Here is a 12,371-nt window from a genome sequence, read left to right on the forward strand (position 1 = left end):
GGTTGATTTTTCGTCGAAAAATCATGCCTCCGGCGGGAGTGTTTGTGACAAGAGGAGGGTGTTTTCAGAACTTGCCTGCGCGCGCGGCGAAGGCGCGCGCCTGATCCGGGGCAGTGCCAAGCTGTGCTTGGGTGTCCGGCAGGGCGGTGCCGGGATGCGCGGCGGCGACCAACTCGGGCAGGGGGGTGCCAGATGCGCGCGCAGCAGCCGCAAGGCGCTTGATCTCGGCTTGTGCCTTTGGGCGGGACAGGGTGGTGGCAAGCGCGAAAGACAGCGCCTCGGCGTGGATCAGACCAAGCCCATCGTCGAGGTTCGCGGCCATCGCATCCACATCAGGCGCGATTGTATCGGCGAGGGATTGTGCAACCGCCAGCGCTTTGGTCGTCGTCAGGATCAATTGCGGCAGCAACAGCCACTCGGTCAGCCACGCACCACCGTCGCGCTGCTGACGATGCACCAGCGCGCCCTGCAGCCCGCTGTTCAGCGCATTGGCCGCATTCGCCAATGCGACCAGAACCGAAGGCGCCACCGGGTTCTGTTTTTGCGGCATCGTGGACGAACTGCCGGTCGCGCCGAGGCTGACCTCGGCAATGCCGGATTGCGACAGCAGGGTCAGGTCCTCACCCATCTTGCCCAGACTGCCGGTAACCAGCGTGCACCATCCAGCGAGTTCGCCGATGTGATCGCGGGTGGCATGGTGGGAGGCTTCTGTGTCCGACAGGTCTAGCGCCCTGGCCATCGCGGCCCGTACCTTTGGACCATCCGGCCCCATCGCCGACAGGGTTCCGGCCGCCCCGGCAAGGGTCACATGCAACAGGCGCGGGCGCAGGTCAGACAGCCGCTCATGGTGTCTGAGCAACGGTTCACCCCAACCTGCGACCACAGCACCAAAGGACGTGGGCGTGGCGATCTGACCGTAGGTACGGCCCGCCATTGGCGTTTCGCTGTGGGTCTTTGCCAGTGTTCCCAACGTCTTGGCGGTCGCGATCAGACGTCCCTCGGCGATCACCAGCGCCTGACGCAGGCGCAGGGTCAGGCCGGTTTCGATGATATCCTGCGACGTCGCGCCCCAATGCACAAACTGCGCGTGATCCGGGGCCTGCATCGCGGTGCGGAACGCGTCGACCAGCGCGGGGACGGGCACGGCGCTGCGCCCGGTTTCTGCCGCCAGCGCAGCGGGGTCGATAACCACCTCCATCGCGTCGCGGTGAATCGCGGCGGCGGCAGTTTCCGGGATCATCCCCAACGCGCCCTGCGCCTTGGCCAGCGCGCCTTCGACCACCAGCATGGCACGCACCTCAGCGCTGTCGGTGAATAGTTTCGCAACCTCAGCATCGCCGAACAGCTGACGATAGATGGCGCTGTCAAGCGGGCTGGCGGGCATCAGGCGGCCCTGAGCCCCAGGATCCTGCGCGCCTGTTCTGGGGTGGCAACGGGTCGGTTGTGTTTGGCGCAAAGATCGGCGGTCCGCCGGACCAGTGCGGCGTTAGACGGGGCCAGAGTGGTGCGGTCCAGCTTGATGTTATCCTCAAGCCCGGTGCGGGTGTGGCCGCCCGCCTCGATACACCATTGGTTCAGCAGGATCTGCCCGGGGCCGATTCCGGCGGCGCACCACTGGGCGTCCGGGGCCAGGCGCTTTACGGTTTTCACGTAGAAATCGAAGGTCTCCCGATCCACGGGCATGGCATTTTTCACGCCCATGACGAATTGCACATAAAGCTGCCCGACCAACCGACCGTCGCCGTGCATCTTCACGGCCTGATGGATATGCGACAGATCGAAGGCCTCGATCTCGGGCAGGACATCATAGGTGCGCATTTCACTGGCCAGCCAGTCAACCAGATCGGGCGGGTTTTCGTAGACCCGCGTCGGGAAGTTGTTTGAACCGACGGTCAAGCTGGCCATGTCTGGACGCAGAGGCAGCATCCCGCCCCGTTCCCTGCCCGCGCCCGAGCGTCCGCCGGTGGACAGCTGAACAATCATGCCGGGGCAGGCATCTTCGATGCCGCGTTTCAAGGCGGCGAATTTTTCGGGGTCTGATGTGGTGGTGCCATCGTCGTTGCGCACGTGACAATGGGCGATTGAGGCGCCCGATTCGAATGCTTCGCGGGTGCTGGCGATCTGTTCGGCAATTGTGATCGGCACGGCCGGGTTGTCGGATTTCTGCGGGACCGACCCGGTGATGGCGACGCAGATGATGCAGGGGGTGGTCATGGGGCGGCCCTTGTTCAGAGGTCGAAAAAGATTGTTTCGCGATCGCCTTGCAGGCGAATATTGAAGCGATAGGTTGACGCATCCACCTGCTCGGCGATCAGCGTCGGAATCCGGCTTTGATGTTCGATTCGTGACAGGACCGGATCGGCAGAGTTATCCTGATCCGGGAAGTACATCCGGGTCTGAAGCCCCAAATTGACCCCCCTTGCAGCGATCCAGAATGTGATGTGCGGCGATTGCATCCGGCCATCCGGGAAGGGCACAGCGCCCGGCATGACGGTGTCAAAGCGCCACTCCCCGGTCGCGTAATCACCCGCTGCGCGGCCCCAGCCGGCGAAATTCCTGTCAGCCGTGCCACGTGTTTCTGACGGGCTGTTGTACAGGCCCGCAGCATCCGCCTGCCAGACCTCGACCAACGCATCCTTCAACGGCGTGCCGGTTCCGTCGAAAATGGTGCCGGTGATGGTGATCCGCTGACCGTCTGTCTGGTCATTGACCATCCTTGCGCCAAGATCTTCCGAATAGATGCCTTTGATCCCGCAGAAATTGGGCACGCAGCCAATGTGGACATAGGGCCCTGCGGTCTGGCTGGGGCTTTCGTGCAGCCGATCAATCCGGGTCATCACGTCCCCTCCATCCGGTTTTCGAACAGGGTGGCACGCCGCCCCCTGAGGACGATGTCGAAGCGATAGGCCCGCGCATCCATCGGGATCGTCGCGGCCATGTCGAGCTTGGCGATCAGCGCCTCGACCGCTTCGCGCGCGGGGACGGTATCGACGATGGGGCACTGCCAGATCATCGGATCGCCTTCGAAATACATCTGGGTGATCAGGCGCTGCGCAAAGCCGTGACCGAAGATCGAAAAATGGATATGCGCTGGTCGCCAGTCATTGGCCCGGTTGGGCCAGGGGTAGGGGCCGGGTTGAACGGTGCGGAATTCGTATCCGCCTGCGTCGTCCGTGATCATCCGCCCGCAGCCGCCGAAATTCGGGTCCAGCGGGGCGATGTACCCTTCCTTGGCGTGGCGATACCGCCCGCCTGCGTTGGCCTGCCAGACCTCGACCAATGCGCCGGGAACGCCGCGTCCGTTTTCGTCAAGCACACGGCCATAAACGATGATCCGTGGGCCGATGGCAGCGGTTCCATCCTGCGAATAGTTCAGTATTAAATCATTATCCAGCTTGCCGAGGATGTCATGACCGAATACCGGGCCCGTAACCTCGCCCAGTGTTTGGGGCATCGACAGCAACGCCCGGCTGGGCGCGCGCGTGACGCTGGACTTATATTGCGGTGTCAGCGCGGGCGGGTGCCTGCCGGTGTCGCGCATGAAAAACCCGCCGGCGGGTCTGCGACTGGTCATTCCGCGCCCTCCATCCCGGCCAGGGTTTCCTTGACGATCTTCAGCCCATGGTTCGCCGCCGGAATCCCGGCGTAGAGCGCGACATGCAGCATCGTTTCGCGAATGTCTTCTGCGCTGGCCCCGGTGTTGGCGGTCGCGCGGACATGCATCGCCATTTCGTCCCAGTGGCCTTGGGCGGCAAGCAGCGCAATCGTCAGCATCGAACGTTCGCGACGGGTGATCGTATCGCGCGACCAGACAGACCCCCAGGCCGTTTCTGTGATAAGATTCTGAAACGGTTCATCAATTTCCGTCTTTGCAGCCTCGGCGCGATCCACATGAGCATTGCCCAGAATCTCGCGCCGCACCTTCATGCCTTTGTCGTATTTGTCAGCCATTGGCAGTCTCGACAATGAAATCCGACACCACTCGGGCAAATTCGTCTGGCGCTTCGACACAAGGCAGGTGGCCTGCACCGCGGATCAGGTGGAACCTCGATCCCGGCACCAGGGCCGCTGTTTCACGCACAAGATCGGGCGGCGTCGAACCATCTTCGGATCCGGCAATCGCAAGGGTCGGCAGCGTCAGCGCGGCGGTGGTGTTCATGAAATCCGTATGGCTGATCGCGGCAGAAACGCCCATATAGCCCTCGTCCAGTTGGCGTTCCAACATGGCCTGCCAGTCGGCACGCTCGGCTGTTTCCAGAAACGCCTTTGCGAACCAGCGCTCCATGATCGTATCGGCCAGCGCGGCAATTCCGCCTGCCTTCACAGCCGCAATCCGTTCATCCCACATCGCCCGCGTGCCAATCTTGGCGGCAGTGTTCGAGATTACCATCTGCGCGACAATATCGGGCCGTTTCACCGCCAGACCCTGCGCGATCAGCCCGCCGACACTCAGCCCGACAAACACGCAATCGCGCACGCCCAGATGATCCGCCAGGCGTTCCGCATCGCTGACCAGTTGCCCCATGTGATAGGGGGCGGCGGGCGCATCACTCAGCCCGTGGCCGCGTTTGTCATAGCGGATCAGGCGCAAGCCGTCGGGAAGCATCGGCACGATTTTGTCCCACAGCCTGAGGTCCGTCCCCAGAGAGTTGGAGAACATCACCGCCCGCCCATCCGGGTCGCCATCCTCGCGATAGTGTACGTTAAGGTCGTCCAGCCGGATCATCTGCATCAGAAGGGCAATCCCACGTATTGTTCGGCCAGAACGGTTTGTGCTGCGGCCGAGGTTTCCAGATACGCCAGCTCACTGTCCTGAATGCGTTGGTCAAAGTCATTCTGGTCCGGGAAGCGGTGCAATGTCGAGGTTATCCACCAGCTAAAGCGGATCGCCTTCCACACACGGTCCAGCGCGCGGGCCGAATATCCGTCGATCCCGGCATCGTCGCCGTCGAAATGTGCCACAAGCGCGTCATGCAGATAGACCACATCGCTGACCGCCAGGTTGAGCCCCTTCGCCCCGGTCGGCGGCACGATATGCGCCGCGTCCCCGGCCAGGCACAATCGACCCCAGCGCATCGGCTCGGCCACGAAACTGCGCAGCGGAGCGAAGGATTTTTCAACGGATGCACCCGTGACAATCGCGTCCGACACCTTGTCGGGCAAACGGCGACGAAGCTCGTCCCAGAAGGCATCGTCAGTCCAGTTTTCCGCCGCATCGTCTGCTGGAACCTGCACGTAATAGCGGCTGAGGTTTGCGTTCCTGAGTGAGCACAGCGCAAAGCCTCGGGGGTGGTTTGCATAGACGATCTCTCGGCTGACGGGTGGAGTTTCGGACAGCACGCCCAGCCAGCCGAACGGATAGACACGCTCGAACGTTTTCAGGGTGTCGGCGGGGATGCAGCTTCGGCTGACGCCGTGGAAGCCATCGCAACCGATCACCCAGTCGCAATCAATCCGGCAAGTGCTGCCGTCTTTGGAATAGGTCACATAAGGCGCGCCCGTATCCAGATCGTGGGGCTGAACGCCTGCTGCTTCGTCGATCACGACGCCTGCCATGGCATCGCGCGCGGCGTATAAGTCGGCTGTGATCTCGGTCTGGCCATAGATCATCATGCGCTTTCCGGTCAGCGCGTTGAGATCAATTCGAAAATCCCCGTGTTGAGAGGCCAGGTTCACCCCGTCATCGGCGATGCCGTCCCGGTCCATCCGCGCACCCACGCCAGCGGCCCGCAGCACCTCGACGCTGCCCCATTCCAGCAATCCGGCCCGGATGCGGCCCATGACATAGGCGCGGGATCGCGCCTCCAGCACGACAGTGTCAATGCCCGAGCGATGCAACATCTGGCTAAGCAGCAGCCCGGATGGACCGCCGCCGATAAAGCAGACCTGCGTGCGCAATGGATGCCCCTTCCTTTTTGCGCAGAATTGCGCGCCCGCGGGGGGGCTGTCAAACGCCCAGACGGCTCAGCGCATCGCCAAACAGGCCCGGATCGACGTTGCCGCCGCTGGCCACGACGATCACCGCGTCGCCCTCGACCGTATTGGGATGATACAGCGCCGCCGCCAGTGCCACGGCGCCGCCGGGTTCCAGCACGATTTTCAGGCGCAGGAAGGCATCAGCCATGGCGCGCAGGCAGTCTTTGTCGGGCACGGCGATGCCCGGCCCGCACAGACGATTCATGATCGGGAACGTGATCTGCCCCGGCGAGGGTGTGACGATGGAATCACAGATCGAGCCTGCCTGCATCGTATTCCGCTCGATCCTGCCAGAGATCAGCGAGCGTTTCACGTCGTCGAACCCATCAGGTTCAACCGGGCGGGTCCGCAGGTTAGGCGCGTGTTCCTCAAGCGCCAGCGCAATGCCCGAGGTCAGCCCGCCACCGCCGCAACAAACCAGAACGTCGGCGTCCGCAACCCCGGCCTCGGCCGCCTGTTCGGCAATCTCCAACCCCGTGGTGCCTTGCCCGGCGATCACCTGCGGTTCGTCGAACGGTTTGATCAGCGTCAGGCCACGCTGGGCGGCCAGTTCCGCTCCGATTGCGTCACGATCACCGGTTTCGCGATCATAGAGGATAACCTCAGCCCCGTAAGCGCGGGTATTGGCAATCTTCAGGGCAGGTGCATCCTCGGGCATTATGATGACCGCGGGAGCGTCATGTTGCTTTGCCGCCAGCGCCACGCCCTGCGCGTGATTGCCCGATGAAAATGCGATGACACCCATGGCGCGCTGATCGGCATCCAATGCGGACAGCGCCGACCACGCCCCGCGATACTTGAAGCTTCCGGTGTGTTGCAGGCATTCGGGTTTCACGAAAACCCGGCGCCCGGCGACCTCGTCCAGGAAGGCTGAGTTCAGCAACGGCGTTCGGCGAACGTGTCCTTGGGCGCGGGCGGCGGCGGCATGGATCATCTCGATATTCACGGCAGTTTGGCCCTCCAGTCGTGCAACGCGGCCAGCGCTTCGGGTTCATCCAGAAACGGCACATGGCCGCGATCGGGAACCTCGGCGAAAATCAGGTCAGGGCGGCGGGCGCGCATTTTGTCAGCAGTCGCCGCGCTGAGCAGGTTTGAGTTTGCGCCCCGGATCAGCGCCAGTGGCAACCCGCTCAGCGCATCAAACATCGGCCAAAGGTCGGACATCGGTTGGTCGCGCCCCGCTTCGACGGCGTCGCGCAGTCTGGGATCATAGGTGATATCCAACCCGTCGGCAGCCTCGACATAGTGAATGCGGACTTCGTCGGCCCAGCGGCTGTCCAGAACCCTGTTGAACCCCGGCATCAGGTTCGCGCGCATTGCTGCGGCTTGTTCAAACGTCTTTGCGGCGGGGCGGCGGCCAAGGTAGTCGCCGATATCGGCCAGCCCTTCGGCCATCAGCTCTGGCCCGATGTCGTTCAACGCAACGCCGGTCAGCCGGGTCTTCGCCATTGCCGCCAGACCCATCGCGATCAACCCACCGCGCGAGGTTCCCAGGATCGCGGTGCGTTCAATCCCCAAATGATCCAGCAACGCCAGTGCGTCAGCAGCCTCGGTCGGGATCGTATAGGTCCTGTAGTCCGCCCAACCCGAGCGCCCGCGCCCGCGATAATCCATCGTTATCAATCTGTTGCCGGTAAGATGCGGGGCGACATAGCCGAAATCGCGCCCGTTCCGGGTCAGCCCGGCCAGGCACAGAATGGGCGGGCCTTCGCCCTGGTCGGTGAAGTGCAGGCGCGTGCCGTCCGCTGCGGTAAAATCTGGCATCAGAACGCCGCCTCGGGTTCACTGACACGGATACCCGGATTAAGAAGTCCGCCGATCTGCAACCGCATGTCGGGTAGGGCATTCGGGCAATTGTACAGGATCGCAAGGGCGATGGGCAAAGCGACGCTCCGACACGGGATTCATCGTGACGGTCGCACAGGCGCAGGATGCGGGAAAGGGGCAATGACGCTGCCCGCCCGACAGCCGCCAGTGCGCTCAGCAGGTCAGGCGCTTTTCAGTGCCTTTACCGACGCCTGGGAGGCCAGTTTGCGCAGGCAATCCGCCAGCGACGCAAGGCTCAGCGGTTTGGCAAGGTGGTCGTTGAACCCGTCCGCTTCATATCCGGCCTCCTGATCGGGCATCGTGTTCGCGCTGAGCGCGACAACATAGAGCGGGGGCTTGCCGCATCGCGCCTCTTCCGCGCGCAGTTCTCGCAATGCCTCATCACCGTTCTTGATCGGCATCTTGATGTCGAACAGCCCGCCGTCAAATTCGTCCGTCAGCGCGGCCTCTAACGCCGCGGCCCCGTTTTCGACGAAGGTCAGGTCCACCATGGCGCCTTCCAGCATCGCGCTGAGTACGAAGCGGTTCATTGTGTTGTCTTCTGCAACCAGCAGGCGCAGCGGATGCGTCACCTCTCCAAATTCAATCGCGGGGCTGGCCTGATCCGTCTTTGTTGCGCCGGTGTCCAATGTGTGGACAAGCAGCCGAGCCTCGAAGATCGATCCGCCACCTTCGCTATCCGCAACGGTCAGCGTTCCGCCGTGCAGTTTGGCCAGGCGCCGGGCAATGGGCAGGCCCAGCCCGATGCCGGTCGCGAATTCTTCCGGGCTGTTCAGGGTTTCATATCGCTCAAAGATGGTTTGCTTGCGATCATCGGGAACACCGCAACCATTGTCGATTACACGGATGATAAGGGCCTGGCGTTCTTCTTCTTCCGGGGTGTCCGTGCCGATGGGTTCGTCGCTTTTGGCAAGCTCGACCGTGACCGCGACACTTCCCCGTTCGGTGAACTTCAGTGCGTTCGTGATCAGGTTTGTCACGATCTGGCGCAGCGCCTTGGCCGATCCGCGCACCTGAGGCAGATCGTGTTTCACACTCAGGGACAGGTCGATGCCACGCTGCGTGGCCCGAAGCCTGTGCAGGCGAACAACTGCGTCCAGTTCGGCGACAACGTCGAACTGGTCCATCTCCAACCGCATTGCGCCCGCTTCGACCCGCGATAGATCCAGCATGTCATTGGTCAGCGAAAGCAGATGCTCGCCAGATTTCTGGATCACTTCGACCATGCGCAGTTGGTCGGCCGTCATCTGGGTACGCGCCAGAACGTCCGCCATCCCAAGGATGCCATTCAGCGGATTGCGCACCTCATGGCTGATCGTGGCCAGAAACGTCGTCTTCGCGTCCGAGGCGGATTGCGCAGAATCGCGCGCTTGCTGCAACTGGGCGTTGACGTCGCGCAGCATCGATTCCGTCCGCTTGAGGTCCGTCAGATCGGTATGCGCCCCCAACAGCCGCTTGGGGGTGCCGTCGGCGTCGCGAATGGCGATCCCGCGACAGCGCACCGTAACCGTGTGCCCCTGCTTGTGGCGATATCGCACCATCTGGTCATAAGGGTGATCGGGGTCGGCACAATGGGCGGTGAAATTTGCAATCGCCGTGTCGAGGTCTTCCGGGAATATGATTTCTTGCCAGGCGTCTGCGCGGTGGGGCATTTCGTCCGGGTCATAGCCCAGCAATTCCCAGAACCGGTCACTGATCCATTCGTTTTCCTGCTTCTCAAGATCCCAATACCAAATGCCGTCCAGTGATCCGGCCTGCAAAAATTCGAACACCGAGGAATCCGACTGCACCAGGTCGTATAGTTCTTTCTGCAAGTAATTCATGGCGTCTCAACCGTCCCCGCGTCTGAAATAACGTGGGTGCAGATTGGGCTGATTAATCTGAAGGTTCCGTTAACTGCAGTCTTGCAGGAAAATCAGCCCCTTACAGGTTCTCGGGTTGCGCCATGCCCAGCACGTGGAAGCCGCCGTCAACGTTAATAACCTCGCCCGTGGTGCAAGCCCCCTGATCGCTGCTCAGGTAGACTGCCGTGCCGCCGATTGCCTCCAACGTTGCATTGGCGCGCAGGGGCGCGTTCAATTCGGTTGTCTTATAGGTCTTGTGCGCGCCACCGATGGCCGCCCCCGCCAGCGTCCGCATCGGCCCCGGAGAGATTGCGTTGACCCTGATCCCTTCGGGGCCAAGGTCATTTGCCAGATACCGGACCGAGCTTTCCAGCGCCGCCTTGGCGACCCCCATGACGTTATAAAACGGCGTCACGCGGTTGGAGCCGAGATAGGTCAGCGTGATGATCGACCCGCCATCGGTCATCAACGGTTGTGCTCGACGCGCCACATCGATCAGGGAATAACAGCTGATCGTCAGCGAATTGCGGAAATTGTCGCGGCTGGTGTTGATGAAACGCCCGGTCAATTCGGCCTTGTCCGAAAATGCGATGGCATGGATCAGGAAATCGAGCTTGCCCCATCGTTCGGAAATCTGCCCGAAGGCCGCATCCATCGAGGCATCGTCGGTCACATCCACATCGACCAGAAAATCCGACCCCAGGCTTTCGGCCAGCGGTGCGACACGCTTGCCGAATGCCTCTCCCTGATAGGAAAACGCCAGCTCGGCCCCTTCAGCGGCCAAAGATTGCGCGATGCCCCAGGCGATCGAGTGGTTGTTGGCCACACCCATCACCAGGCCGCGCTTTCCGTCCATCAAATTTGCCATGGGATCACCCGTGATACTTGCTGACACAGAGCGTGGCGTTGGTGCCGCCAAACCCGAAGCTGTTGGACAAAACCGTCTCCAATTCAGCCGAACGCGGCTCGGTCACGATCTCTTCCGGCCTCAGCGCGGGGTCCAGTTCCGTCACGTTGATCGAGGGCGTGATATAACTGCCCTGCATCATCAGCATGGAATAAATCGCCTCTTGCACGCCGGTTGCGCCCAGGCTGTGGCCGGTCATGGATTTGGTCGAACTGATTGGCGGGTGATCCTCGCCAAACACGCGCCGCACGGCCTGAACCTCGGTCACGTCGCCCGCCGGGGTCGAGGTGCCGTGCGCGTTGATATAATCCACCTTGCGGTCGCCAAGCGTGCTGATCGCCAGCTTCATCGAGCGTTCACCACCTTCACCCGAAGGCGCGACCATGTCGTGCCCGTCCGAGGTCGCGCCATAGCCCGTCACCTCACCATAGATCTTCGCGCCGCGCGCCTTGGCGTGTTCCAGTTCTTCCAGCACCACCATGCCGCCGCCGCCTGCGATGACGAACCCGTCGCGGGTGGCGTCGAACGCGCGGGAGGCCAGTTCCGGCGTGTCGTTATACTTCGATGACATCGCGCCCATCGCGTCGAACAGGCAGGAAAGCGTCCAGTCAACTTCTTCCCCGCCGCCCGCAAAGACGACATCCTGCTTGCCCATCTGGATCTGCTCGACCCCGTTGCCGATGCAATGCAGCGACGTGGAACAGGCTGAGGTAATCGAATAGTTGATGCCCTTTATCTTGAACGGTGTCGCCAGACAGGCGCTTACGGTCGAGCTCATCCCGCGTGTGACCATGAATGGCCCCATCCGCTTGGGCGCGCCTTTTTCGGTGACGATGTTATGCGCGATAAACAGGTTCGAGGTGCTGGGACCGCCCGACCCCGCAACCAGACCGGTGCGTTCGTTGCTGACCTCGGCCTCGGTCAGGCCGGAATCCGCAATCGCCTGTTCCATCGACAGATAGGCATAGGCCGCCGTAGGGCCCATGAAGCGAATGACGCGCTTGTCGATGTGATCTTCCAGCACGATATCGGGCTTACCGTGGATCTGGCTGCGAAAGCCGTGCTCGGCATAGTCCGGCGCGGCGGTGATGCCGGATTTGCCGACCCGCAGTGCCGTATCAACCGTGGCAACATCGTTGCCGATGGCCGAAATGATCCCAATTCCTGTTACAACAACCCGACGCATTTGCGTTCCCCCTCAGGCTTCTGTCGGGGCGGCAAGACCGACCCGCATGTCTTTGACGGCGCACACCAATTCGCCGTCACATTCCACTTTGCCGTCCGCCACGCCCATCTTCAGGCGGCGGTCGATGACGCGGGTGAAATCGACTGTGTATTTCACCACTTTGTTCTCGGGGCGGATCATACCGGACAGCTTGACCTCGCCCGCGCCAAGCGCAAACCCCTGACCCTGCCAGCCCCGCCAGCCCAGGTTGAACCCGGTCAATTGCCACAAGCCATCCAGCTGCAAGCAGCCCGGCATGACGTTGTTGCCGGGAAAATGGCAGGGGAAAAACCAGATTTCGGGGAACAGATCCAACTCGGCCACGATATGGCCCTTGCCGTGTTCGCCGCCGTCGGCACTGACGTCCGTAATCCGGTCCATCATCAGCATCGGCGGTTCGGGCAATTGCGCGTTGCCTTTGCCAAATAACTCTCCGCGCGCGCACTTCAACAGCGCGTCCTTGTCAAAACTGGTCGGAAAATCTGCCATCCCTCGGGTCCGCCTTTCTTTTATTGCGGGGCGTGTCAAACCCGCGTCTAGCAGAGCGGTCCGCCGACTGGCAAGCGTGCCGCAAGGGCCGGGTTTTGGGGCG

Annotated in this window: 13 protein-coding genes; all 13 read right to left on the minus strand. The window is 62.2% G+C overall.

Translation table 11 applies throughout. The features are described 5' to 3' along the window. Nucleotides 1–64: 64 nt before the first annotated feature. Nucleotides 65–1,384, minus strand: a complete 1,320-nt coding sequence (locus GKR99_10975) for an adenylosuccinate lyase family protein (GenBank protein NKB28038.1) — start codon at nt 1,382–1,384, stop codon at nt 65–67. After that, entirely contained in the window at nt 1,384–2,214 is an 831-nt protein-coding gene (locus tag GKR99_10980; GenBank protein NKB28039.1) for a 3-keto-5-aminohexanoate cleavage protein, read from the minus strand. The genes GKR99_10975 and GKR99_10980 overlap by 1 nt, the downstream gene beginning before the upstream one ends. 14 nt (nt 2,215–2,228) lie before the next feature. Continuing rightward, a complete protein-coding gene (gene pcaG / locus GKR99_10985; GenBank protein NKB28040.1) occupies nt 2,229–2,837 on the minus strand; it encodes a protocatechuate 3,4-dioxygenase subunit alpha in 609 nt (202 codons plus the stop codon). Beyond that, complete coding sequence (gene pcaH / locus GKR99_10990) at nt 2,837–3,574, minus strand: protocatechuate 3,4-dioxygenase subunit beta (protein NKB28041.1); 738 nt, start codon at nt 3,572–3,574, stop codon at nt 2,837–2,839. The genes pcaG and pcaH overlap by 1 nt, the downstream gene beginning before the upstream one ends. After that, on the minus strand, nt 3,571–3,951 hold the full coding sequence (gene pcaC / locus GKR99_10995) for a 4-carboxymuconolactone decarboxylase (GenBank protein ID NKB28042.1): 381 nt from the start codon (nt 3,949–3,951) through the stop codon (nt 3,571–3,573). Before pcaC ends, pcaH begins: the two co-directional genes overlap by 4 nt. Beyond that, nucleotides 3,944–4,732, minus strand: coding sequence for a 3-oxoadipate enol-lactonase (gene pcaD / locus GKR99_11000; protein ID NKB28043.1), 789 nt, complete (start codon nt 4,730–4,732; stop codon nt 3,944–3,946). Before pcaD ends, pcaC begins: the two co-directional genes overlap by 8 nt. Further along, complete coding sequence (gene pobA / locus GKR99_11005) at nt 4,732–5,898, minus strand: 4-hydroxybenzoate 3-monooxygenase (GenBank protein NKB28044.1); 1,167 nt, start codon at nt 5,896–5,898, stop codon at nt 4,732–4,734. Before pobA ends, pcaD begins: the two co-directional genes overlap by 1 nt. A gap of 49 nt (nt 5,899–5,947) precedes the next feature. Continuing rightward, complete coding sequence (locus GKR99_11010) at nt 5,948–6,910, minus strand: pyridoxal-phosphate dependent enzyme (GenBank protein ID NKB28045.1); 963 nt, start codon at nt 6,908–6,910, stop codon at nt 5,948–5,950. 8 nt (nt 6,911–6,918) lie between these two features. Further along, entirely contained in the window at nt 6,919–7,740 is an 822-nt protein-coding gene (locus tag GKR99_11015; GenBank protein NKB28046.1) for an alpha/beta fold hydrolase, read from the minus strand. Nucleotides 7,741–7,964: 224 nt separating this feature from the next. Then, nucleotides 7,965–9,626 carry a PAS domain-containing protein gene (locus GKR99_11020; GenBank protein ID NKB28047.1) on the minus strand — a complete coding sequence of 554 codons (1,662 nt, stop codon included), beginning with the start codon at nt 9,624–9,626 and terminating at the stop codon, nt 7,965–7,967. A 100-nt stretch (nt 9,627–9,726) separates the two neighbouring features. Then, entirely contained in the window at nt 9,727–10,515 is a 789-nt protein-coding gene (locus GKR99_11025; GenBank protein ID NKB28048.1) for an SDR family oxidoreductase, read from the minus strand. A gap of 4 nt (nt 10,516–10,519) precedes the next feature. Continuing rightward, nucleotides 10,520–11,740 carry a beta-ketoacyl-ACP synthase I gene (gene fabB, locus GKR99_11030; protein NKB28049.1) on the minus strand — a complete coding sequence of 407 codons (1,221 nt, stop codon included), beginning with the start codon at nt 11,738–11,740 and terminating at the stop codon, nt 10,520–10,522. A gap of 12 nt (nt 11,741–11,752) precedes the next feature. Then, nucleotides 11,753–12,268, minus strand: a complete 516-nt coding sequence (fabA, locus tag GKR99_11035) for a bifunctional 3-hydroxydecanoyl-ACP dehydratase/trans-2-decenoyl-ACP isomerase (GenBank protein ID NKB28050.1) — start codon at nt 12,266–12,268, stop codon at nt 11,753–11,755. Nucleotides 12,269–12,371: the final 103 nt, after the last annotated feature.

The organism is Paracoccaceae bacterium, from assembly GCA_012103375.1.
Classification (GTDB): Bacteria; Pseudomonadota; Alphaproteobacteria; order Rhodobacterales; family Rhodobacteraceae; genus WLWX01.

Excerpts from the sequence above, each read along its gene's own strand:
- pcaG (NKB28040.1), bottom strand. The coding sequence starts at position 2,837 with ATGACCCGGATTGATCGGCTGCACGAAAGCCCCAGCCAGACCGCAGGG.
- GKR99_10980 (NKB28039.1), bottom strand. The coding sequence starts at position 2,214 with ATGACCACCCCCTGCATCATCTGCGTCGCCATCACCGGGTCGGTCCCG.
- pcaH (NKB28041.1), bottom strand. The coding sequence starts at position 3,574 with ATGACCAGTCGCAGACCCGCCGGCGGGTTTTTCATGCGCGACACCGGC.
- GKR99_11020 (NKB28047.1), bottom strand. The coding sequence starts at position 9,626 with ATGAATTACTTGCAGAAAGAACTATACGACCTGGTGCAGTCGGATTCC.
- fabA (NKB28050.1), bottom strand. The coding sequence starts at position 12,268 with ATGGCAGATTTTCCGACCAGTTTTGACAAGGACGCGCTGTTGAAGTGC.
- fabB (NKB28049.1), bottom strand. The coding sequence starts at position 11,740 with ATGCGTCGGGTTGTTGTAACAGGAATTGGGATCATTTCGGCCATCGGC.
- pcaD (NKB28043.1), bottom strand. The coding sequence starts at position 4,732 with ATGCAGATGATCCGGCTGGACGACCTTAACGTACACTATCGCGAGGAT.
- pcaC (NKB28042.1), bottom strand. The coding sequence starts at position 3,951 with ATGGCTGACAAATACGACAAAGGCATGAAGGTGCGGCGCGAGATTCTG.
- GKR99_11010 (NKB28045.1), bottom strand. The coding sequence starts at position 6,910 with ATGATCCATGCCGCCGCCGCCCGCGCCCAAGGACACGTTCGCCGAACG.
- GKR99_10975 (NKB28038.1), bottom strand. The coding sequence starts at position 1,384 with ATGCCCGCCAGCCCGCTTGACAGCGCCATCTATCGTCAGCTGTTCGGC.
- GKR99_11015 (NKB28046.1), bottom strand. The coding sequence starts at position 7,740 with ATGCCAGATTTTACCGCAGCGGACGGCACGCGCCTGCACTTCACCGAC.
- GKR99_11025 (NKB28048.1), bottom strand. The coding sequence starts at position 10,515 with ATGGCAAATTTGATGGACGGAAAGCGCGGCCTGGTGATGGGTGTGGCC.